This is a genomic window from Vibrio ouci, from assembly GCF_004551525.1.
Classification (GTDB): domain Bacteria; phylum Pseudomonadota; class Gammaproteobacteria; order Enterobacterales; family Vibrionaceae; genus Vibrio; species Vibrio ouci.
On record NZ_SATR01000038.1, the window covers coordinates 21,548 to 42,984 of the forward strand.

The window sequence follows — 21,437 nt, forward strand, 5'->3', positions numbered from 1 at the left end:
AATTCACAAATTGGGTACTTAACTTAATTAGCTCTTAACTAAACAATATTTAAATCAGTTAATTAGATACAATTCATACTATTTTCATCGTGAGCTGAGGTCTAGGGTGAGTTACAAAGGTGTACGATTAGCTGAATTGATGACTTATGAATTCGGTCAAGTAGAAGGTGATTTCGAAAAGATAGATGAGCGTTCTTTGAGGTCAGCTATTCCACATGGAATGAGCTTTAAAGGTTTCTTGGATAGTCTCAAGCGCGGCGAACTAGCTTTATTGACAGATACTCCCTCTAATCCTGTTATGCAATACGATTCTATTAGTAAATCTTGGAGCATATCGTCCGGAGGACACGAAGCCCTCTCTCCAGAGGCTAAAAATGCGTTTATTGCCAGAAGTAAAATGTCTGGAGCCTCTGCTGGGGGGGCTGTAAATCGCAGCGCAGTTTATGAGCCCAATATCGAAGATACATACACACCAGAGCCAGCAAAACCAGATACCTCCGATGCTCCACCTAAGCTGAAGTATGAGTATTGTTTCGAAATCGCTTGTTCTGATGAGACCTTTAGAGAAAGAGTCGGGTGTTCTTTCCAGATAGCTAAAACCAAACAAGAAGATTTGATTGGACGTTGGCAGACTTCACCTACAGAACATGGGACAAAGTACACTGCACAGTTGGTATTCGACGAGCCTAAACAGCTAGTAGCGAAAGTTGCTTCGAGCTCCATGGGGGTTAGTGTCCCAGAGAATATTCAGGTAAAACCTATTGGGTCTGGTGTTGTCCGCGAAGCCTTTATACCTATAATTCCATCCGTTCAATTAGGGGAACGATTAGGCCTACCAACGGAAGGTTATTATTACCACTTCCATAATGGGAGGTTAGTCCAAGAGTACAAACTGTTAGGCGACAAAAAATGGGCGTTCTATGCTACTCGTTCTAGGCATGACAAACTCGATGACGAACAAGGCTACAACACTTACCAAAGTGCAATTTTAGTCTTTTGGAAATTAGGTGGCACAGAGGTTGAAGATCAGAATCTAGTCTACCTTGAGAAACAAATTACCCGAGAAGAGTTGGATAGCCTAAGTAAAGATTGGCTATCTGAGCATGGTGTCCAGCTCAATATCAAAGAATTACTTAATGCTCCGAAACAACCAATCATTGAAAGAGCACAAGTCCAACTAAACCCAAATGTTGAAGTGGACGACACCCCAAAAACACATACCGTCAGGATTGATCCGCAAACTAACCAACGTGAATCTTGGAGTGTCATAGCCGAGCTTCACAAGTTATCGGCGAAGCAATTGCTGGAATACAATCCAAATTACAATGCCGATCCTATGTCGCTAAAAGTAGATGACATTCTGACGGTGCAACAACCTGCCAAACATAATACTACAGAGCAAGTTGAGCGTAACCAGCCCCCCGTAGAGCCAGAAACCTATAACCATGCAGCGAACTCTCACTATACGTATAAGGGGGATTTTCAAGGAACGTCCATCACACCTATCAATAACGAAGGGATGTTAACTAATGACGTAACCGTGGTTAACTTGGCTTCAATTTCTCCTCAAGATGTTGACGATGTGTATCTTGTCTTCGCTGATAAGAAAATGAGCATTGAAGACTTTGCTCAAGAAACATATTTATCGAAAGATGAAACGATTATCGAGCATGTTTTGTCTTCGAACCCTCATCTTAAGCGTAGCTTCAGTCAGATCATCGAAGGTATGCCGTTAGTCGTCTCTCCATGGATTGAAAAGCACCCAGACGAAGAACTCGCCGTTAACCAAGCCGATGACCTCATGGATGAGTTTCTAAAACTTTCCAGCGAAGAGAAAAAATGGTTTGCAGAGCACCACGAAACTGCAACCAATGCTTTGCTTGTTTCTGCCACATCGGGGTTGGACATCTATCAAGGCACCGCGATTTCAACTGAACTAAGTGACTTTAACCTCAATCATGTTGTCGCAGGGGCTGGTGCTGTAGTGGCAGGAGCACAGGTTCAAGGGGATAAACTTAGCAAACGGATGAAATCATTTGCTGAATATTCCCGCTATGTCGCTGAAAAAACTAAAGGTCTGTCTGGGCAAGCGCTTTATTCAAATACTGAATATAAAGCATGGCGTAAAGAATCAAGGGTGTTTCAGAGTGAAATGAAGTCAATTCTTTCTGAAGTTGGAAAACCCGGGTACATAAAGAACATTCAGGCCAAACGTATCAACAACTACCTCAATGTTGGTAAGCGTCAGTTGTATCGTGCAAAAGACTTCTCTAAAGCCATATCAGGCATTGAAATGACGGCGCTGTACAAGCAGGCTATGTCATTTAGTAAAATGGCGTCTACAGCAAGTTGGTTGGTTGTAGGTGTTGGTTTATATGGCAATGCGAAGGATGTTTATCAAACTTGTGAAATGAATGGAGTAATAAGCGAAGCATGTGGTCGCTCGACGACTAGGAACGTCATATCTGGCGGGATAAACGCCGCAGCGGGTTATGCCATAGGTTATGGGTTGAGTTTAATACCAGTTACGGGAGGCTTATCCATTGTTTTGGTTGGTGCTGGAGCATTTCTGTGGGGAATGCAAGGTGGTGAAATCTCTAATCAAATTGGATCAACTATTGAGGAGCTAGTCTTTGAGTGACCTAATTACTAAATATGCAGCCATCATTGCTGGGGTTTGTGTAATTCCATTTTTTATAACAAATGCCTACTTAACTATTAAGTTAAGGCCGAGAAAATACGAGTTAATACAATTAATTTATCAAAGCGCTCCTGAGAAATTTAGAAGTCGAGCTTTATTAGTCATGGAAGCTCACATGTCTTGGGTCGCTGGTAGTGCGTGTAGTTATATTTGGTTCGTATACCCAATGCTACGTTTCGCATGGGGTATACCGGCCTCTGCTATATCTCAATGGCAAAGTGATATAAAGAAAGCATTAGGCCCAACCTATAACCTCTACTGGATATCTACAATGTTACTCAATGTAACTTTTGCAGGTTTAGCCATCTTTATCATTAATGAATACGTTATTAGTAAGTTTGTGTGATTGTTAAGTCAGAGTGTCTTCATGAGATAAGTAACTGAGGTAGACTTGACTGTTTTTTGCCCACCTTTCCATTTGTTCTCTGCGTGTTTATTGGACTGCTGCTTTGATATTCATGAAGTCTGGTTTATCAAAGCATTGTTGGTGATTGCAACCTTGTAGAGTTCGGTGAATAAAATTTAGAAAATGACTAAGAGCGCGTCGGTTATTGTGCAGTAGATCTAGCTCTTTGGTTTCAGTAGGTATGCGCTTGTACGCTTTTTCAAGCTCTGAAAGTATGTAAGGAATTTCTCCGTCATAGAGCCTAACTCCTGAGACGCATTCCCCATAAGTTGAATTGAAGTCGTTTTTACTTGCAATAGCAACCAAGCAACGTTCAATGTGTTTCTTTAACTGGACGCTTCGCTGATCAACCATGCTTTCAATAGTAATACAGCACGAACGAGCCATGAACTGACAGGATGTATTGCCATTGAGTCGATACTCTCTTTTGTAGTGTAAGTAAACTTTTGTTATTTCGCTTGTGAGCTCTAAAGCCTCTTCAACTAGCATTCTTTTCATTCTTGTATTTCCTTTTGTTTTATTTTGTGGCACGCGCGGAGTTTGTTCACTCTTCATCCCAGCCAAAGAAATCAGCAAGTAAAGCGCTTTGGTCGTCATCATTATGTCTTTCGTATGCGCTTCTTGGGGATGCAAGGAACATAAAGCAGTATGTATCAGAGCGGTCTGGAGATTTGATATTGTATTTTTCTCGCATTTCCTTTTTAGAGGTAACAACCCACTGCCCTGCTTCATTGATGAAGACAGGAAGCCTACTCATTTGGTCCTTGGTCATTTCACTCGGGTCGATTTTCATACGTCCAGTTTTGACTGCATTTCGCATCATAATATGGCTATATGCGCGTTTGTTTATGAAACGACTTTTGGCGTCATTATTAAAAACAGGCTTTCCCCAGCGAACCTCTTGAGTGTCTATGCCTAGTTCTCTTACTGTCTTTACAGTGGAAAAACCAACTCCATCACCATCAATTAGGACTGTAATGTTTTGGCTTTGATATGGTTCTATGGCCTTTTGAATTTCATAGGCAAAATCGATCGGGTCGATATCTGGACTCATTTCTAGAATTTGGTGTGACTCCACCAGCCTATGTTCTGGTGATTCGAGAGATACTTTACAGATATTTATTACGGACTTATCTCGTCCGTTGCCAACATCACAGGCAGCAACCCATCCCCAATCTTCATTCTGTAGTTCCACCTTAGTTCTAGAAGAGCGCTCACAATCAGTTCTGCTTAGAAGGTATCCTTCCATGCTGTCAGGGAATCGACCGAGGACTTTTATCTGATACTCTGCTGCATCCTCGCCACCGTAAGAGAGTAGTTTCTCTCCAATGAACTCAGGTGTTACCAGAGGAGATTCTTCCGAGCTAAGCGTGATGGCAGTCCATATGCCGTCGGGATTGTTAGGTGTTTTTGCTAGGCGGTGGTGAGTATCGTAGAAGAAGCCGGAACTACGAGTAGGTTGACTTAACAGACACATATTGTTGTGAGTTTCAGTTAATGCTGAACTCAGTACCTGTAAAGCCTTATCAGGAAGTCCACTTGCTTCATCTACAACAACTAGGTAAGTGTGGCAGTGTTCACCAGCAAGTGCCTCCTCTTGTCCTAAACGAGCTGATTTAGCTATACAGCTCCAGACACCTTTGTAACCAACGGCAAAGAACTCACGTTCATTCAGTTCAAAATAAGGAACTAACCAAGGGACGGTATTACATATAGTCCTGAAGTTGATTTTGATATATTTCCAGATTACGTTTCTAACTTGTGCTGCGTTGTTGGCTACTACGACAACACGACTTTCTGGGTGCAGAATGATGAATGCCAAGATCATTATACTCGTCATATCACTCTTGCCCGTTCCGTGGCCGCTAGATACTGATACTCTAGACCCTTTTTCTTGGACCGCTTCTATGATTTTTCTTTGTTGCCATGTTGGTTTCTTCTTGGCTATGACCGCTGCAAAGCCCACCCAGTCTTGTTGGAATTGCTTTATCAGCTCTATGTAGCGAGGATCAGACAGAGCCGTTCTTATCTTTGTCATATCTAACTCGCTTGATTGGAGTCTGTAGCATTTGATGAGTTAAAGAAGTGGTCAGCAATCCGTTTCTTCTCTTTTTGAATAGCTTCTTCTCGTTTACTTCGAAGCTGCGCTTCTGACGCAGTCTCCTTCCAATATTCAGTAAGTAGCTGTTGAATCTCTTCTCGATTGTATTGCGTGTCATCCACCTCTAATGGAGCACTTTTAATATCGACTTCAAGTTTTTTTATGATATAGAGTGGTGGTAGTCCCAGGTTGTTAACTTCAAATTGGTAAGCAACTTCCGCTGCGGAGCATTCGCCTACATGAAATCGTTTGAGCCAACGATTCTTTAGGCGTCGTTCCTTTGGGTCTGGCTCTGAGTTTAATACGATTGGTGACTCTAGAGCTTTTTGTATTTGAGGTACTAATTTGGAGGCGCGATCGGCGCAAGATAGTGCAACACTAAGAGCTGTTGCAGATTCTCCTTGTTGACAGAGATCTTGGATTAGTTGTTCACCCATAACTGCGATGTTTGATAGCTGACCTTTGAGGATACCAACTTCAAAGCCGAGATCGTTGTCTGTCATTGCGGTAAGTAAATCAGGTGATATTTTCTTTGAATATCCACCGTGAATCAATGCAGCGTTATTGTTTTTTTTGAAGCGAGAGCGCTTGGTAACAGGGTCTAGTTCGAAGTCTTTTCCTTTAACCGCTCGTGACTTAACTACTATTTCTTTTTTCATAGTCGTAACTATTGCTTGTATCGGGGGATAAGAGTCCCCCTTACATTTTTAATTTGTTGGTTGTCTAAGAGAGATATGGCTGCACGAAAATGCTTGGTAGCGAGTTTTCCTTTGCGGATAACAGCTTCCAATTATATTTATCATGCATTTAGCCGTACTCCTGCTTGTCCATGCTTTTCCTTGTAGAACTCCGCTGGGCACGAGTAATACTTTCCATCCTGTGCTAGGTATGCTTGATTAGGGTTCGAAGAATTACGTGATGTACTAGTCTTACTCGGATTATCCGTTAGCATTGTAGTGTTAAGCTTGTATAGGTTGCTTGTCGGTCCCGAGGATGAATAGCGTCGTTTTTTAGTAATTAGTTTTAGCTCTTCAAGTTTTTTGATAGCTCGCTTAATTGCCGACTCACTAAAACCAGTGATTTGAGCGAGTGTTTTAATTGAAGGAAAGCATTGGAACTTACCATCGGCAAAAGTGCTTAAATGTACAAGAGTCGTTTTCTCTATGCCTGAAAGACCAAGGGCTAAAGCTTCAGTCATCAAGTATCTATTCGTGGCTGTAAATTGAGTCATCTGGTATAATCCCTTTCACTGTACTGCATTGAGTTTGACGGCTTCGTATGCAGTGTATTGATTGGGCCATAGTGATACTTTTGTTGTCACTGTGGCCTTTCTATATGGTCCTGTGAGTATCTAGTTGGTGGCTAACGGACCTATTAACAAACCAACTAATAAACCAAATAACAGTACTTACATTACTGTTCTGCTTTGAATCCATTCATTGATCTCAGAAAGAAACCAGCCGACAGAGCTGCCATTAGGTGTTAGTTTTCGACGTTTGGGGAATTGACCTTTCTTTTCCATCTCCCAGCAAGTTGTGCGTGATATTCCTGTAATAGCTAAGCGTTCTGATTCGCGAATTATTCGTTCTGAATTCATGTATCCCCCTTGGATAGGTGTGCTGTTTTGTTCGGGGGTATTCTGTGATGTATTGGGAAGAGAGAAAATAGACGCTATATACAGCGTCATATTTTTAATTTTTAACTACTTGAATTTTAGTAATATTTTTTCTTTGTAGTCGTTGTCGAGATATGTCGCGTAGTCTAATTTGAAGGTTGTTTTAAATTTCTTAGTGAGAGAGGAAGGCCTTCCTTTTTTTGTCGCCTCTGGGGGGATGATCAGGTTTTTCTTGAGGAACGCCGCGAGTTTCTCTTTAGAAATCGTTGGCTTACTATTTTCTTCAAATAGTTCAATAACCATCTCGCAGAGTTGACCGACTTGTATGGTGCTATTTTCAGGATCGTTGTAGAAATGTTGTGCTATGTCTGCAGCCGTAAGCTTTTGATAGCCATTAGCTGTCCATTGGTTTTTTTTGGCTGTTTTAGATTTTGTATAGGTAGACTTTTCAGCGTCCGCCACATAAGGCTCATCTATAACCCATTGGTTATGGGACCCTTTGAGTTCTCCTAGTTTATAAACAAAGCAGAGAAGCTTATCCAATGCCAAAAGTTGTGCCTCTTCAAGAGGAGCAGAGAAGTCAGCTAATTCACTTGAAATAATATTCACAAAATTGATTTGGCTTTCAGTTACGAATGCTCTTTTATCTGACACTGGTGAGTCTTTTTCATATTCGCGAAGTTCTTTAAGTAGAGATGGTAGTCTTTCTATAAGGGTCTCAAGTTCAGTTAGAAAGTTGAATTCATCGCCATTCATGGTTCTAGGGAGAAGCAGATGAGCCCTTCCTTTAAACCCATTAGTCTTATTTGGGGTCATATTCTAATCACCTATAACTCTGAGGTTTCGAGTAGAGAGAGTATTATTGGAAAGGCCTCTAGTTGCGGCTTCAATATATTCACTCCACCAGCACATTACTGGGCGACGCTGCTCTAAGTAATCGGTGCGGTTGTAGGCTCGACGTACCTCATTTCCATCCACGTGGGAAAGCGCGGCTTCTATTACGTCAGGGTTGAAGCCTTGTTCGTTTAAAGCGGTACTAGCAATTGCTCTCAATCCATGTGAAACCAGCTTTCCTTGGTAGCCCATTCGTTTGATGGCCGCGTTCGCTGTTTGGGAGTTTGTTGGTTTTCTTGGATCCCTATCTGCAGGAAATATAAATTCTCTATGCCCACTAATAGGCTTCATAATGTTAAGGAGTTCTAACATTTGAGGGGTTAGGGGAATTGAGTGCTCACGTCGACTTTTCATCCTTTCTGCTGGAACGATCCATGTGCTCTTGCCCCAGTCAATCTCAGACCATCTAGCACTTGATGACTCATTTGGCCGAGTCATAGTATGCAGTTGCCATTCAATTAAGCACCTTGTCGTGAGCTTAATACTCGCTCTAGATAGAGTCGTCATAAATTGAGGCAACTCTTCTGGGGTGATAGTCGGCATGTTTTTCTTTTTTGGAGCATGAAAAGCGGAGTGGATTTTGCTCAATGGGTTTGAATTTACAATTCCTGTGTTTACAGAAAAGTCCATAACTTCGTTGATGCGTTGACAGAGGCGTTTTACAGTTTCTAGTGACCCCTTCGCTGCTATTGGTTTAAGTGTGTTGATGGTTTCAATAGCGGTGAGTTTGCTGATAGGCAATTTGCCCAACTTAGGGAATACGTGTAGCTCGAATGAACGCCAGATGTCTTTAGCATAGTTTTCAGACACAGTGGAGCTTTTCACCGCCATCCAAGATTCAGAGACTTTTTCGAAGGTATATTCGAGTTCCGCGAGTTTTCCTTGTGTCTGCTGTTCCTTGTGCTCTCGGGGGTCAATTAGTTTTGCTAAAAGAGTTAAAGCTTCGAGCCTTAGCTTTCGTGCATCAGAAATACTAATTTCGGGGAAACTACCAAATGAGATATTGGTGCGCTTTTTGGTGTAAGGCTTTTGATATTTAAAAAGCCAAACTTTGCTACCGGATGGGCGGACACTAAGCATTAATCCTTGTCCATCGCTCAGGGTGTACTCTTTCTCTCTTGGTTTTGCTTTGTTAACTTCGGTAAAAGTTAGAGGTTTTACATTTCTTGCCATTCTAATGCTCCGTGAGTGGTACTAAAAACGGCTTAGTACCAAGATGCTTAGTACTAAATTCGCCTTGGTACATTTCTTGGTACCAAGTTTTACGAATCTAGCAAAACAACCTCGAACATTATAAATACAAAAAGCCCCGCTAGGCTAGGGGCTTAGCGGGGCTTTCAAACGTTCTAGAACGTCTTCGTATACGAATTTGGTGGAGCTGGCGGGAGTTGAACCCGCGTCCAAAAACCATTCATCATTGGTACTACATGCTTAGTCGATCTTTAATTTCACCAGTGACCTGCGAACCGACACGCCAGCCAAAGGCTATCCTGAATTAAAATTCGCCGTTCATCTCTCAGGCGGGAGAATCCGGGCTAGCGCGTTTGGGTTTGATCTCTCGTTGGTCCCCGTCTTACGTGCGGAAGCTAGGGCGAGAGAGCTCTGAGCAGGTTATTAAGCTGCTAGTGCGTAGTTTTCGTCGTTTGCGACTATTTTTTTGCGGCTTTTTACGTGGCCAACCGCCCCACGGCATGCACCTCAGACTTCAAAATTCCTGTCGAATCCTAAATCAGCCCCGAAGTGTTACTCGCATAGTACCAGAAAAGTGTAACCTGTCTAGACTTGTGCGTTTAAGTGCTCAATATTAGCGCAATGAACTCTTCATTACGCGCGCTTTTTCACGAGCCCAATCTTTTTCTTTAAGATCAGTACGTTTATCGTGCAGCTTCTTACCTTTCGCGACACCAATTTTGATCTTCACCCAAGAGCGAGACCAGTATAGTGAAAGGGCAGCTAGCGTCATGCCTTCGCGGTTGATACGACCTAATAGGTTGTCCAGTTCGCGGCGGCTCATAAGTAGTTTACGTACACGAGTCGGGTTAGCGACAACGTGCGTAGATGCTTGTTGAAGTGGAGTGATGGTCATGCCACTGACAAAAGCTTCACCGTCACGCATAAAGACGTAGCTTTCTGCGATATTCGCTTTGCCTTGACGAAGTGACTTAACTTCCCAGCCTTGTAGCTCCATGCCGGCTTCAATTTCATCGTCGATAAAATATTCGTGGCGAGCTTTCTTATTCAGAGCGATGGTATTGCTACCCGCTTTTTGTTTAGATTTTTTCTTTGCCATAATAGCTGCATTATACGGTTAGGATTTAAGTTAGGAAATCCCTTTATTTGCGCTGAGTGCAAATAAAAGTAAAATTGCATCATGCTTGAGGTTCGAGCAGATGTTAAGAGGAATCAATATGAAGCAAGTCAGCCGTTCTGCACTGGTGTCATTTAGTGCCGAGCAGATGTTCAATCTAGTGAATGATGTAGCCAGCTACCCAGAGTTTCTACCGGGTTGCTCAGGCTCGCGTGTGATTGAGTCGAGTGCAGGAGCTATGGTCGCTTCAGTTGATGTAGCAAAAGCAGGGATTAGCAAAACATTTACCACGTCGAACGAGTTAGTGGATTGCGAGGCAATCATCATGAACCTTGTTGATGGTCCTTTTAAAACCCTCAAAGGCGGTTGGTTCTTTACGCCACTCGATGAGCAAGCTTGTAAAGTTGAGCTGAAACTTGAATTTGAGTTTTCAAGCAAGATGATCGAAATGGCATTTGGTAAGGTTTTCAATGAATTGACTAACAATATGGTCAATGCATTTACTAAGCGTGCAAAACAGGTGTACCCAGCTTATGAGTATTGAGTCTGACATGATTCATGTTGAGGTGGTTTATGCACTTCCTCAAGAGCAGCGTGTGTTTACGCTGGTGGTCAATAAAGAGATGACGGTAGAAGAGATCATCGCGCAATCAGGCGTGTTAGAGATCTACCCAGAAATTGACCTAAAAGAGAACAAAGTCGGTGTGTTTAGTCGCAATGTGAAATTGAACGCGACCGTTCACGATAAAGACCGTATTGAGATTTATCGTCCTCTTTTGGCTGATCCAAAAGAAATTCGTCGTAAACGTGCTGAACAAGCCAAGGCCTCTGGCGCTGCTGACCCTGTGACAGGTGGCAAGAAGAATCCGCTGAGGAAGGAAGGTTAGGCTAGGGAGAGCGGGCAGCACCCTACGAGGTGCGAGAACACTACGTTCCGAGAGTCGAGACTGGACAGTGCCCTTCTAGAGTAGAGTGACGCTATATACCGTCATTCCCTAGACTGACGAAGGAGGAGTAGGGAATCTCCATAGGCCATCGACTTGCTTTAAGAGATCCCCAACTCACTCATTCTTCGTTCTTGAGGATGACAGCTTAATTTATTGAAATGAAAAGGGTTGATGCTTACACATCAACCCTTAATTTTTTCTCGATTAGTGATGACTTGTTCGATTAGTTAATACTTTCGAAAAAATCAGAACTTGCTGGGAAGTCTCCGGCAATATCAACTAACTGGCCGTTGCCATTGAAGTTGACGATAAGGTTCTTCTGGATCGAATCGTTGTGGCCTTCAGTGTGGTGATAAATGTAGTACCACGTATCTGGGTAGCCATTTTCGACCAACATAGGTGAGCCCATGACGTAACGAACTTGTTCTTTAGTCATGCCAAACTTCAACTGCTCTACAGCAGATTGCTCAACATAGTTACCTTGGTTGATATCAATACGATATACCAGCTTTTCTAGTAGGGAGCAGCCTGTCAACATTGTCATAGCGAGTGGTACTGCGATAAGCCACTTTTTCAATTGCATACTTAAATTCTTGTAACTGATAAATTCTCAAACTCAGCCGATAATAAACAAGCTAGGCGCTAAAGTAAAAAGCTGAACGTGTTTTGAATTGTTTCAGACCATGATTTTTGAATTTGGTTGCAAAGTCGAGTCAAAATTCTTAAACAAAAGGAACTTTGACTCGATGTGTTGAAGATTATGCAGCGATTAGGAGCTCTTTCGCATTGGCCAGTGTCGAATCGGTGATTTGGCTACCGCCGAGCAAGCGAGCTAACTCTGATACACGTTGTTCGTTATCTAGGCGGCGCATTTGTGTTTCGGTCTTGCCTGCTTTGGTTTGTTTCGCGACAAAGAGTTGTTGGTGACCACAGCCCGCAACTTGCGGTAAGTGGGTTACACACATTACTTGCGTTGATTCACCTAGCTTACGTAGCATTTTACCGACGACTGCGGCTGTTGGGCCACTGATACCGACATCCACTTCATCGAAGATAAGACTTGGTGTGTCGACTTTTTGCGCGGTAATGACTTGTATTGCAAGAGAAATACGTGACAGCTCTCCGCCCGAAGCCACTTTAGCGATAGGCTGCATCGGTTGACCTGGGTTGGTTGAGACCACAAAGCACACCGAGTCCATACCAAGTGGTGAAGGGTGTGTACCTTCATTGTTCACTTCAATACTAAACTGGGCTTTTTCCATACTCAGTTCATGCATACTTGCCGTAATAAGCTTATTGAGTTCTTTCGCGTAACGCAGACGAGACTTGTGTAGTTTCTCTGCTGCGGTTAGGAAGCTTTGGTATTTTGCCTCAACTTCTTGTTCTAGCTCTTCAAGTTTTTCATCAGAACAATCGAGCGCTTCAATCTGGCTGAGCAAGTCTTGATGGTGTTGGTATAGCTCGTCAGGCATAACGTGGTGCTTTCTTGCCATCGACATCACTTTAGAGAAACGCTCTTCAACATAAGCCATGCGCGCAGGGTCAACATCGATATTATCAAGGTAATTACGCAGCTCACTGTTGGCTTCTTCAAGCTGAATGATCGCTTCCGCCACCATATTTGGCAGCTCTGCGAGTTTTTCGTCGAGCTCCGCTAATTGAATTAGGGAGTGATTGGCTGTTTGCAAAATACCAAGCGCGTTAACTTCTTCACCTTCGTAAATAAGTTCGATCGCTTGTTGGCAAGTAGAGGCAAGCTCGCCGCTGTTGGATAGGCGTTTATGTTCTTGTTCGAGTTCTTCATATTCGTCCTCTCCAAGTGATAGCTCGTTTAGCTCTTTGATTTGGTATTCAAGTAGCTGCTTTTGAGCCAAGTTTGCTGCGCTGTTTTCTTTTAGCTGCTTGAGGTTGTTATCTGCCTGTCGCCATGACTGGTAAGTGTTACGAGTGCTTTTTAACAGATTAGAATGCCCTGCGTATTGGTCAAGCATGGCCATTTGGTATTCGCTTTTCATCAATTGATGATGCGCATGCTGACCGTGGATATTGATCAGTAGCTGCCCTAAAGATTTAAGTTGAGAAAGGGGGACAGGGCTGCCATTGATGAATGCGCGAGAGCGACCTTCTTTGCTGATGATGCGGCGCAAAATACAGTCGCTACCATCCAGTAGGTCGTTGTCTTCTAACCAACGAGTGGCATTAATATTGTTCTCTAAAGAGAAAGCGGCACTGACTTCGGTTTTTTCTTCACCTTGTCGCACCATGCTGGCTTCCGCGCGCCCGCCTAAACATAAACCAAGAGCGTCAATGGCGATGGATTTACCCGCGCCTGTTTCACCCGTGATGGTCGTCATTCCTTTGGATAGCTCTAGCTGTAGAGACTTAACAATTGCAAAATTATTAACACTTAGATGAGCCAGCATTTTGTTGTACCTGTTTAAATGAACAATACTGTATATAAGATCAGTATATACTGTTTCTTTATACAGTAAAGTGACAGGTGAAAATTTTTGTGAAGAGGATCTAAACCCTGCTGGGCGAGAGCACCGTCATTCCATAGAGCGACGAAGGAGTGAGTAGGGAATCTCTTAGCATTTTCGACTCGCTTTAAGGGATTCCCAACTCGGTCGAACCTCCCTCTCGGGAATGACAGCGAGAGTGTATTTAGAGTTGTCATTCCATAGAGCGACGAAGGAGCGAGTAGGGAATCTCTTATGATTTTCGACTCGTTTTAAGGGATTCCCAACTCGGTCGTGCCTCCCTCTCGGGAATGACGGGGGAGTGTATTTCGGAGTGTCATTCCATAGAGCGACAAAGGAGGGAGTCGGGAATCTCTTATGATTTTCGACTCGCTTTAAGGGATTCCCAACTCGGTCGTGCCTCCCTCTCGGGAATGACGGGGGAGTGTATTTCGGAGTGTCATTCCATAGAGCGACAAAGGAGGGAGTCGGGAATCTCTTATGATTTTCGACTCGCTTTGAGGGATTCCCAACTCGGTCGTATCTCCCTCTCGGGAGTGACAGCGAGAGTGTATTTAGAGTTGTCATTCCATAGAGCGACGGAGGAGAGAGTAGGGAATCTCCAAAGGGTTGGCATCTTAGTTCTTTTTTCCAACTTATTCGTTAGACATCCAATCTATCATTGGTAACGCTAATGTTCGGATGGAGGAACTCGAATTGAAACAACCTGCGGTATACATATTGGCCAACGAATCAGGTAGCTGCTTGTACATTGGTGTGACGAGCAATTTAAAAGCGCGGATATGGCAGCACAAAAATAGCAGTGTCGATGGATTTAGTAAGCGGTATAACATTGACCGTTTGGTCTACTATGAACTTTATCTTGATATCACAGACGCCATCAAGAGAGAGAAACAAATGAAAAAATGGAAGCGAGAATGGAAAGAGAGTTTAATCGCTGAAACGAATCTGAGTTGGGCCGACCTATACGACACTCTTTAAGAGATTCCTGACTCTGTCGTTCCTCCATCTCAGGAATGACAGGACAAATGAGCTTATCCTGTCATTATTCATCGAGTACTTAAAACAACTTACTCGACCAGCCGAGCTTGTTACGCAGTACGTGGTAGTAGCTGTAATCTTTCGGGTGGATCAGCTTGAGCACATTTGGGCTCTGGTAGATATGCACTTCATCGCCTGGTGACACAGGTAACGAAACCTGACCGTCACAGCCAACTTCTTGCGTGCCGCGGTTATCTGGCGACACAATCAACTTAATATGGCGTTTGCTATCTACCACTAGCGGGCGGCTTGATAGCGTGTGCGGGAACATCGGCACCAATGAAATCGCATTCAGGCTAGGGGATAGAATAGGACCACCACCAGATAGTGAGTAAGCCGTCGAGCCGGTTGGCGTCGATACGATCAATCCATCGGCACGCAGTGAAAACGCAAAGCTATCATCGATGTACACTTCGAACTCAATCATATGCGCGACTTGCCCTGGGTGAAGGACTGCTTCATTTAATGCCGCGTTATGACTTTTTACTTGCCCATGGCGATGAACTTCCGCTTCAAGTAGAAAACGCTCTTCTTCAAAAAACTCACCTTCTAGCACTTTTTTGAGTGACGTTTGGAAGTCTTCAGGGTTGAGGTCGGTAAGGAAGCCAAGATTGCCGCGGTTGACACCGATAACCGAAATATCAAAGCGAGAAAGAACACGAGCTGCGCCTAGCATATTGCCATCACCACCCACGACGATAGCAAGGTCGGCGCTGCGGCCCAATTGAATCAGACTGGCAAAGTCATCTTTTGGAATATCATCTAAGATTTCGCTTAGGCGGTCGTCGATATAGACCTTATAACCTTCTGATCTCAGCCAAGTATAGAGCTCTCGATGAGTCGCAATAGCTTGCTGATCTCTTGGTTTTCCAATGATGGCGATCACTTGAAAAGGTTTTTTCATAGGTTTTACGTACCAAATAGGCTTGAATCGTCAATCTTCATCCCCATAATAATGGCAAGTTAGCTATTTATGCGAATTTTTGTGTATCTCAATACGATAAACGTGATGTATTGAGTACCAATAGATGTGAATTCTGGAGATATCATGAGCAACGAAGAAAACAAAGTTACTGAAGAAGAGCTGGATCAAATCATCCAAGAGGCAGAGAAAGTAGAAGCTGCGGCTCAAGAAGCGGAAGCTGAGCTTGAGGAAGTTGGTGATGAGAAAGACGTTAAGATTGCTCAACTAGAAGCGGCTCTACTTTCAAGCGAAACGAAAGTAAAAGAGCAGCAAGACGGTGTGCTACGTGCAAAAGCTGAAGTAGAAAACATGCGTCGCCGTACTGAAACTGAAATTGATAAGGCGCGCAAATACGCTCTAAACAAGTTTTCAGAAGAGCTGTTGCCAGTTATTGATAACCTTGAGCGTGCTATCCAAGCGGCAGACACTGAAAATGAAGCAGTAAAACCACTGCTTGAAGGTGTTGAACTGACGCACAAAACGTTTGTTGATACGGTTTCTAAGTTTGGTCTAAAAGAGATCAACCCAGAAGGTGAAGTATTCAACCCTGAACTGCACCAAGCGATGTCAATTCAAGAAAGCCCTGACCACGAGTCAAACACAGTTATGTTCGTTATGCAGAAAGGCTACGAGCTAAACGGTCGTGTAATTCGCCCAGCAATGGTTATGGTAGCTAAATAATTCTACTTAGATCTAAGTTTTGAAAAGAGAGTCCTACGGGGCTCTCTTTTTTTATGTGCTAGAAAAAGACAAATAGAGCCAATATAAATGATTGATGTAGGGAATAATTTCGCTACATAAGTTTAATATAAAATTTATTTCCAATGAGAAAGTTGTAACACTATCGTAAACAAAGTCTTTATTTTGTAACCTTTGTGTGTATTATGTGCGAACTCTGCCGAGAAAACTGGCGGAATTAACTATAAAACCATAAATAATAAACACAACATTCTGGAGATGAATGATGGATAAATCGCTTTCAAGCAAGATATTTGTAGGCTTGTTTGCTGGTCTTCTGATCGGTACCGCAATTCAGTACTTGTTCAGTGGGATCGCTATCTTCGATACATACCTGTTAGGTGCTGCGGAAGGCGCTGGTGGTATGTTTGTATCTTTGATTAAGCTGCTAGTTGTTCCTTTGGTCTACGTATCTATCGTATGTGGTATCGTAGATCTGAAAGACATCACTGCATTTGGTCGTCTTGGTGGTAAAACCTTTGCTCTATACATTATTAACACCATCATCGCGATTACCGCTGCTCTAACTGTTGGTCTTATCTTCCAACCGGGTGCAGACGCAAACCTAGCAGGTACGATTTCAGAAACCGTTAAGCTAACGACAACTGAAACACCTGACATTTTCTCACTAGTTGTGAACATCGTACCAAGCAACCCTGTACAGGCGTTTGCTAACGGTGACATGCTACAAATCATCTTTATGGCAATCCTGACAGGTCTTGCTATTCAAGCGCTTGATTCACGTGGTGGCCCAGCTATCCGTACGTTCAAGATGGCTAACGAAATCATGATGAAGCTTGTTGGTCTAGTAATGAGCCTAGCGCCATTTGGTGTATTTGCGCTGATGATTCAACTAGGTGCAACGCTAGATGCAAACACGCTGATGTCTGTAGCAGGCTACGTAGCGCTAGTAGTATCAATGCTGGTTTTCTGGATCTTCGTTTTCTACCCAACAGCGGTAGGTATTGCGACTGGTACTTCTCCAAAGACGTTCCTGCGTGCAACACGTGAGCAGATCCTATTCTCGCTATCAACAGCAAGCTCGAACGCGACTATCCCTGTAACAATGCGTACTTTGACTGAGAAGCTGCAAGTTTCTAAGTCAGTGGCAGGCTTTGGTGTACCACTAGGTGCAACCATGAACATGTCTGGTGTATCTATCTACATCGCACTAGCAACTATCTTCGTGGCAAACGCATTTGGTCAGCCTATCAACACTGCTGACGTATTCACTCTAGGTCTAACTATCCTTCTGCTATCAATTGGCGCAGGTGGTGTACCAGGCGGCGGCGTGGTAATGGTTGGTGTTCTTCTTCACCAATTAGGTCTTCCACCAGAAGGTCTTGCAATCATCGCAGCGGTAGACCGTATTAACGATATGTTCTGTACTTCTTCTAACGTAGTTGGTGACACAGCGGTAAACACTATCGTTGCGAAAACTGAAGGCGAAATTGGTAAAGAAGAAGTGGAAGTAGAAGCGAAGCCAGTACAAGCTTAATCTTCAAAGTTCCTAAACATTAAAAGCGAGCCTTAGGGTTCGCTTTTTTTTCATTTTTTTTCAATCTTTCCCTTGAAAAGCCATTTGCCGCCCTTATCTATGTGGCATACGAGAAGCAAACATCCATATTTTTGTTTGTGAGCAAGGGTTGAAACCCGATTCTCCATCCCCCACATAGGGGATATAGCAAAACGAAAATAGAAAATTATTCGGAGATAGCCTGATGGGTAAAATCATTGGTATTGACTTAGGTACTACTAACTCATGTGTTGCTGTACTAGACGGCGACAAACCACGTGTAATCGAGAACGCAGAAGGTGAGCGTACAACGGCATCTGTTGTTGCTTACACAGACGGCGAAACGCTAGTAGGCCAACCAGCTAAACGTCAAGCGGTTACTAACCCAACAAACACGCTATTTGCAATTAAGCGTCTTATTGGTCGTCGCTTTGAAGACGAAGAAGTTCAGCGCGACATCGAAATCATGCCTTACAAAATCGTTAAGGCTGACAACGGTGACGCTTGGGTAGAAGCACAAGGCCAAAAAATGGCAGCTCCTCAAGTTTCAGCTGAAATCCTGAAGAAAATGAAGAAAACAGCTGAAGACTTCCTTGGTGAGGAAGTAACTGGCGCTGTTGTTACTGTACCTGCTTACTTCAACGATGCTCAGCGTCAAGCAACTAAAGATGCTGGCCGTATCGCAGGTCTAGATGTTAAACGTATCATCAATGAACCAACGGCTGCTGCACTAGCATACGGCCTAGACAAGCAAGGCGGCGATCGCACTATCGCGGTATACGACCTTGGTGGTGGTACATTCGATATCTCAATCATCGAAATCGACGAAGTTGAAGGCGAGAAGACTTTCGAAGTACTAGCAACTAACGGTGACACTCACCTTGGTGGTGAAGATTTCGATAACCGCATGATCAACTACCTAGTAGAAGAGTTTAAGAAAGAGCAAGGCATCGATCTTAAGACTGATCCACTAGCAATGCAGCGTGTTAAAGAAGCAGCAGAAAAAGCGAAAATCGAGCTTTCTTCTACTTCTCAAACTGACGTAAACCTACCTTACGTTACTGCGGATGCAACTGGTCCTAAGCACATGAACGTTAAAGTGACTCGTGCGAAACTAGAGTCTCTAGTTGAAGACCTAGTTCAACGTTCTCTTGAGCCACTAAAAGTTGCTCTAGCTGACGCTGACCTATCTGTAGGCGACATCACTGACGTTATCCTAGTAGGTGGTCAGACTCGTATGCCTATGGTTCAAGCTAAAGTTGCTGAGTTCTTCGGTAAAGAAGCTCGCCGTGACGTGAACCCTGACGAAGCAGTAGCAATGGGTGCTGCAGTTCAAGGTGGTGTACTAGCTGGTGACGTTAAAGACGTACTTCTACTAGACGTTACTCCTCTATCTTTCGGTATCGAAACGATGGGCGGCGTAATGACTAAGCTAATCGAGAAGAACACAACTATCCCTACTAAAGCGGACCAAGTGTTCTCTACAGCTGAAGACAACCAGAGCGCGGTAACTATCCACGTACTACAAGGTGAGCGTAAGCAAGCGACTTACAACAAGTCTCTTGGTCAGTTCAACCTAGAAGGTATTCAGCCAGCACCACGTGGCATGCCACAAATCGAAGTAACTTTCGACCTAGATGCTGACGGTATCCTAAACGTATCTGCGAAAGATAAAGCGACTGGTAAAGAGCAGAAGATCACTATCCAAGCTTCTGGCGGTCTATCAGACGAAGAAATCGAGAAAATGGTACAAGAAGCAGAAGCTAACAAAGAAGCGGACAAGAAGTTCGAAGAGTTAGTCACTGCACGTAACCAAGCTGACCAAATGATTCACGGTACTCGTAAGCAAATCGAAGAAGCGGGCGAAGCTCTTCCAGCTGACGAGAAAGAGAAGATTGAAGCAGCTATCACTGAGCTAGAAGAAGCTCGTAAGGGTGAAGACAAAGAAGCGATCGACGCTAAAGTTCAAGCTCTTATGGCAGCAGCTCAGAAGCTAATGGAAATCGCTCAGCAGCAAGCTCAAGCTCAGCAAGCACAAGGTGCTGACGCTGGTGCACAGCAACAGTCTCAAGATGATGACGTTGTTGACGCAGAGTTTGAAGAAGTTAAAGAAGACAAGAAGTAATTTCTTCACAGAGTGACTTGATTTCGTTGTCGGAAGTGCTCATTTATACTTATAAATTCCGCGCTTCCTCCTAGAACTCAAGTCATCTGTTTTGAAATTGGTCCTGACTTAATGCGGGCGTTTGGGGAAACTCATACGCCCGTATGTTTGTAATTATCTGTCCTTCCAGATAAGCACTTTTGTTTAAAGCCTTTATCTAGAATGATACAAACACCAAGCGGTGGTCGACTAACCCACTGTTTGCAGTACTACATTGGTGACGAAGAACATGTCAAAACGTGATTTTTACGAAGTATTAGGCGTAAGCCGCGATGCATCAGAGCGCGATATTAAGAAAGCGTACAAGCGCTTAGCGATGAAATACCACCCAGACCGCAATCAGGGTGATGACAGCGCTGCAGAAAAGTTTAAAGAAGTAAAAGTAGCGTACGAAATTCTTACTGACGCTCAAAAACGTGCAGCTTACGACCAGTACGGTCACGCAGCCTTTGAACAAGGTGGCATGGGCGGCGGCGGTGGCTTCGGTGGCGGCGGCGCAGACTTCGGCGATATCTTCGGTGATGTATTCGGTGATATTTTTGGTGGCGGTCGTCGTGGTGGCGGTGGTCATCGCGCACAACGTGGTGCTGACCTACGTTACAACATGGAACTAACGCTAGAAGAAGCGGTTCGTGGTGTTTCTAAAGAAATCGAAGTACCAACACTGGTCGAGTGTGATACGTGTGACGGCAGCGGCGCAGAGAAAGGCTCTTCAGCTGAGACTTGTGGAACCTGTCATGGCCACGGCCAAGTACAAATGCGTCAAGGTTTCTTCGCGGTTCAACAAACCTGTCCTACCTGTAACGGTAAAGGCAAGATCATCAAGAACCCATGTAAGTCATGTCATGGCCAAGGTCGCAAGCAAAAAACTAAAACACTTAATGTTAAGATTCCAGCAGGCGTGGATACTGGCGATCGCATTCGTCTATCTGGCGAAGGTGAAGCGGGTGAGCACGGCGCACCAGCAGGCGATCTATATGTACAAGTACACGTAAAAGAGCACCATATCTTTGAGCGTGACGGCAACAACCTTTACTGTGAAGTACCAGTGAGCTTTGCAATGGCTGCGCTAGGTGGTGAAGTTGAAGTTCCTACGCTTGATGGCCGTGTGAATCTTAAAGTGCCTTCTGAAACGCAAACTAGCCGCATGTTCCGTATGCGCGGTAAGGGTGTTAAGGGTGTACGCGGCGGCGGTATTGGTGACCTAATCGTTAAGCTGGTGGTTGAGACTCCAGTTAACCTAAGCTCTCGTCAAAAAGAACTACTGAAAGAGTTTGAAGAGTCTTGTGGCGGTGAAGCGGCGACTAAGCATAAGCCAAAGTCTGAAGGTTTCTTCAACGGCGTTAAGAAATTCTTTGATGACCTAACCAGCTAATTGGTTATTAAATTTGATTGAAAAGCCTGCCACTGCGCAGGCTTTTTTATGGTTCATCGCGGATTAACGGGAACACAAAACAAAAACGGTAGTAAGTGATAGAGTTTTATCGCCAAACAAAACTTACACAAACTACCGTTCTCATGCCGAATCATACTTTCCTATCTTCATTCTGGGAAGGCTTTCA

At 43.8% G+C, this 21,437-nt stretch carries 20 protein-coding genes and 1 other RNA gene; 9 read left to right on the plus strand and 12 right to left on the minus strand.

Features of this window, described 5'->3' with window-relative positions; genetic code table 11:
- Window positions 1-139: 139 nt before the first annotated feature.
- Both ELS82_RS19265 and ELS82_RS19270 read left to right on the plus strand, forming a co-directional pair.
- Complete coding sequence (locus ELS82_RS19265) at window positions 140-2,641, plus strand: LysM peptidoglycan-binding domain-containing protein (RefSeq protein ID WP_134836927.1); 2,502 nt, start codon at window positions 140-142, stop codon at window positions 2,639-2,641.
- Window positions 2,634-3,047, plus strand: a complete 414-nt coding sequence (locus tag ELS82_RS19270; RefSeq protein WP_134836928.1) for a hypothetical protein — start codon at window positions 2,634-2,636, stop codon at window positions 3,045-3,047. Before ELS82_RS19265 ends, ELS82_RS19270 begins: the two co-directional genes overlap by 8 nt.
- A gap of 87 nt (window positions 3,048-3,134) precedes the next feature.
- On the opposite strand, the gene ELS82_RS19275 is transcribed toward ELS82_RS19270, so the two are convergent.
- The 9 genes from ELS82_RS19275 to smpB form a co-directional block, all read right to left on the minus strand.
- The gene (locus ELS82_RS19275; protein ID WP_134836929.1) at window positions 3,135-3,707 is read right to left on the minus strand and encodes a hypothetical protein; all 573 of its coding nucleotides are present in this window, start codon (window positions 3,705-3,707) and stop codon (window positions 3,135-3,137) included.
- Window positions 3,652-5,145, minus strand: a complete 1,494-nt coding sequence (locus tag ELS82_RS19280; RefSeq protein ID WP_208733220.1) for a DEAD/DEAH box helicase family protein — start codon at window positions 5,143-5,145, stop codon at window positions 3,652-3,654. Before ELS82_RS19280 ends, ELS82_RS19275 begins: the two co-directional genes overlap by 56 nt.
- Before the next feature lie 2 nt (window positions 5,146-5,147).
- Window positions 5,148-5,867 (minus strand): hypothetical protein, encoded by a 720-nt coding sequence (locus tag ELS82_RS19285; protein WP_134836930.1) that lies wholly within the window; start codon window positions 5,865-5,867, stop codon window positions 5,148-5,150.
- Between the two features lie 140 nt (window positions 5,868-6,007).
- The gene (locus tag ELS82_RS19290; RefSeq protein WP_167489398.1) at window positions 6,008-6,406 is read right to left on the minus strand and encodes a helix-turn-helix domain-containing protein; all 399 of its coding nucleotides are present in this window, start codon (window positions 6,404-6,406) and stop codon (window positions 6,008-6,010) included.
- Between the two features lie 210 nt (window positions 6,407-6,616).
- Complete coding sequence (locus ELS82_RS19295) at window positions 6,617-6,805, minus strand: helix-turn-helix transcriptional regulator (RefSeq protein WP_080931654.1); 189 nt, start codon at window positions 6,803-6,805, stop codon at window positions 6,617-6,619.
- Window positions 6,806-6,910: 105 nt separating this feature from the next.
- Complete coding sequence (locus tag ELS82_RS19300) at window positions 6,911-7,639, minus strand: hypothetical protein (protein ID WP_134836932.1); 729 nt, start codon at window positions 7,637-7,639, stop codon at window positions 6,911-6,913.
- 3 nt (window positions 7,640-7,642) lie between these two features.
- Window positions 7,643-8,890 (minus strand): integrase domain-containing protein, encoded by a 1,248-nt coding sequence (locus ELS82_RS19305; protein ID WP_134836933.1) that lies wholly within the window; start codon window positions 8,888-8,890, stop codon window positions 7,643-7,645.
- Between the two features lie 197 nt (window positions 8,891-9,087).
- Window positions 9,088-9,454: a transfer-messenger RNA gene (gene ssrA, locus ELS82_RS19310) on the minus strand.
- A 67-nt stretch (window positions 9,455-9,521) separates the two neighbouring features.
- Window positions 9,522-10,007, minus strand: coding sequence for an SsrA-binding protein SmpB (smpB, locus tag ELS82_RS19315; protein WP_134836934.1), 486 nt, complete (start codon window positions 10,005-10,007; stop codon window positions 9,522-9,524).
- A 118-nt stretch (window positions 10,008-10,125) separates the two neighbouring features.
- Between smpB and ELS82_RS19320 the strand changes: the two genes are divergently transcribed.
- Both ELS82_RS19320 and ELS82_RS19325 read left to right on the plus strand, forming a co-directional pair.
- Window positions 10,126-10,569: an SRPBCC family protein gene (locus ELS82_RS19320; protein ID WP_053440574.1), complete on the plus strand. Its 444-nt coding sequence runs from the start codon at window positions 10,126-10,128 to the stop codon at window positions 10,567-10,569.
- On the plus strand, window positions 10,559-10,912 hold the full coding sequence (locus tag ELS82_RS19325) for an RnfH family protein (protein ID WP_134836935.1): 354 nt from the start codon (window positions 10,559-10,561) through the stop codon (window positions 10,910-10,912). The genes ELS82_RS19320 and ELS82_RS19325 overlap by 11 nt, the downstream gene beginning before the upstream one ends.
- A 283-nt stretch (window positions 10,913-11,195) precedes the next feature.
- Here ELS82_RS19325 and bamE read toward each other — a convergent pair whose 3' ends face one another.
- On the minus strand, window positions 11,196-11,555 hold the full coding sequence (bamE, locus tag ELS82_RS19330; RefSeq protein WP_134836936.1) for an outer membrane protein assembly factor BamE: 360 nt from the start codon (window positions 11,553-11,555) through the stop codon (window positions 11,196-11,198).
- 175 nt (window positions 11,556-11,730) lie between these two features.
- Window positions 11,731-13,395, minus strand: coding sequence for a DNA repair protein RecN (gene recN, locus ELS82_RS19335; protein ID WP_134836937.1), 1,665 nt, complete (start codon window positions 13,393-13,395; stop codon window positions 11,731-11,733).
- Between the two features lie 738 nt (window positions 13,396-14,133).
- Between recN and ELS82_RS19340 the strand changes: the two genes are divergently transcribed.
- A complete protein-coding gene (locus tag ELS82_RS19340; protein WP_134836938.1) occupies window positions 14,134-14,433 on the plus strand; it encodes a GIY-YIG nuclease family protein in 300 nt (99 codons plus the stop codon).
- A gap of 79 nt (window positions 14,434-14,512) precedes the next feature.
- On the opposite strand, the gene nadK is transcribed toward ELS82_RS19340, so the two are convergent.
- Entirely contained in the window at window positions 14,513-15,397 is an 885-nt protein-coding gene (nadK, locus tag ELS82_RS19345; RefSeq protein ID WP_053440569.1) for an NAD(+) kinase, read from the minus strand.
- A gap of 144 nt (window positions 15,398-15,541) precedes the next feature.
- On the opposite strand from nadK, the gene grpE reads away from it, so the two are divergent.
- The 4 genes from grpE to dnaJ all read left to right on the plus strand — a co-directional run bounded on the left by grpE (window position 15,542) and on the right by dnaJ (window position 21,250).
- On the plus strand, window positions 15,542-16,138 hold the full coding sequence (gene grpE, locus ELS82_RS19350) for a nucleotide exchange factor GrpE (protein WP_134836939.1): 597 nt from the start codon (window positions 15,542-15,544) through the stop codon (window positions 16,136-16,138).
- 283 nt (window positions 16,139-16,421) lie between these two features.
- Window positions 16,422-17,693 carry a dicarboxylate/amino acid:cation symporter gene (locus tag ELS82_RS19355; RefSeq protein ID WP_134836941.1) on the plus strand — a complete coding sequence of 424 codons (1,272 nt, stop codon included), beginning with the start codon at window positions 16,422-16,424 and terminating at the stop codon, window positions 17,691-17,693.
- A gap of 223 nt (window positions 17,694-17,916) precedes the next feature.
- Window positions 17,917-19,836, plus strand: a complete 1,920-nt coding sequence (dnaK, locus tag ELS82_RS19360; RefSeq protein ID WP_134836940.1) for a molecular chaperone DnaK — start codon at window positions 17,917-17,919, stop codon at window positions 19,834-19,836.
- A gap of 268 nt (window positions 19,837-20,104) precedes the next feature.
- The gene (dnaJ, locus tag ELS82_RS19365) at window positions 20,105-21,250 is read left to right on the plus strand and encodes a molecular chaperone DnaJ (RefSeq protein WP_053440566.1); all 1,146 of its coding nucleotides are present in this window, start codon (window positions 20,105-20,107) and stop codon (window positions 21,248-21,250) included.
- Window positions 21,251-21,437: the final 187 nt, after the last annotated feature.

What these genes read in the sequence shown, in the direction of transcription:
- ELS82_RS19265 (WP_134836927.1), top strand. Translation starts at nt 140, where the DNA reads ATGACTTATGAATTCGGTCAAGTAGAAGGTGATTTCGAAAAGATAGAT.
- ELS82_RS19275 (WP_134836929.1), bottom strand. Translation starts at nt 3,707, where the DNA reads ATGATGACGACCAAAGCGCTTTACTTGCTGATTTCTTTGGCTGGGATG.
- ELS82_RS19280 (WP_208733220.1), bottom strand. Translation starts at nt 5,145, where the DNA reads ATGACAAAGATAAGAACGGCTCTGTCTGATCCTCGCTACATAGAGCTG.
- ELS82_RS19285 (WP_134836930.1), bottom strand. Translation starts at nt 5,867, where the DNA reads ATGAAAAAAGAAATAGTAGTTAAGTCACGAGCGGTTAAAGGAAAAGAC.
- ELS82_RS19290 (WP_167489398.1), bottom strand. Translation starts at nt 6,406, where the DNA reads ATGACTGAAGCTTTAGCCCTTGGTCTTTCAGGCATAGAGAAAACGACT.
- ELS82_RS19295 (WP_080931654.1), bottom strand. Translation starts at nt 6,805, where the DNA reads ATGAATTCAGAACGAATAATTCGCGAATCAGAACGCTTAGCTATTACA.
- ELS82_RS19300 (WP_134836932.1), bottom strand. Translation starts at nt 7,639, where the DNA reads ATGACCCCAAATAAGACTAATGGGTTTAAAGGAAGGGCTCATCTGCTT.
- ELS82_RS19305 (WP_134836933.1), bottom strand. Translation starts at nt 8,890, where the DNA reads ATGGCAAGAAATGTAAAACCTCTAACTTTTACCGAAGTTAACAAAGCA.
- smpB (WP_134836934.1), bottom strand. Translation starts at nt 10,007, where the DNA reads ATGGCAAAGAAAAAATCTAAACAAAAAGCGGGTAGCAATACCATCGCT.
- ELS82_RS19320 (WP_053440574.1), top strand. Translation starts at nt 10,126, where the DNA reads ATGAAGCAAGTCAGCCGTTCTGCACTGGTGTCATTTAGTGCCGAGCAG.
- ELS82_RS19325 (WP_134836935.1), top strand. Translation starts at nt 10,559, where the DNA reads ATGAGTATTGAGTCTGACATGATTCATGTTGAGGTGGTTTATGCACTT.
- bamE (WP_134836936.1), bottom strand. Translation starts at nt 11,555, where the DNA reads ATGCAATTGAAAAAGTGGCTTATCGCAGTACCACTCGCTATGACAATG.
- recN (WP_134836937.1), bottom strand. Translation starts at nt 13,395, where the DNA reads ATGCTGGCTCATCTAAGTGTTAATAATTTTGCAATTGTTAAGTCTCTA.
- ELS82_RS19340 (WP_134836938.1), top strand. Translation starts at nt 14,134, where the DNA reads ATGGAGGAACTCGAATTGAAACAACCTGCGGTATACATATTGGCCAAC.
- nadK (WP_053440569.1), bottom strand. Translation starts at nt 15,397, where the DNA reads ATGAAAAAACCTTTTCAAGTGATCGCCATCATTGGAAAACCAAGAGAT.
- grpE (WP_134836939.1), top strand. Translation starts at nt 15,542, where the DNA reads ATGAGCAACGAAGAAAACAAAGTTACTGAAGAAGAGCTGGATCAAATC.
- ELS82_RS19355 (WP_134836941.1), top strand. Translation starts at nt 16,422, where the DNA reads ATGGATAAATCGCTTTCAAGCAAGATATTTGTAGGCTTGTTTGCTGGT.
- dnaK (WP_134836940.1), top strand. Translation starts at nt 17,917, where the DNA reads ATGGGTAAAATCATTGGTATTGACTTAGGTACTACTAACTCATGTGTT.
- dnaJ (WP_053440566.1), top strand. Translation starts at nt 20,105, where the DNA reads ATGTCAAAACGTGATTTTTACGAAGTATTAGGCGTAAGCCGCGATGCA.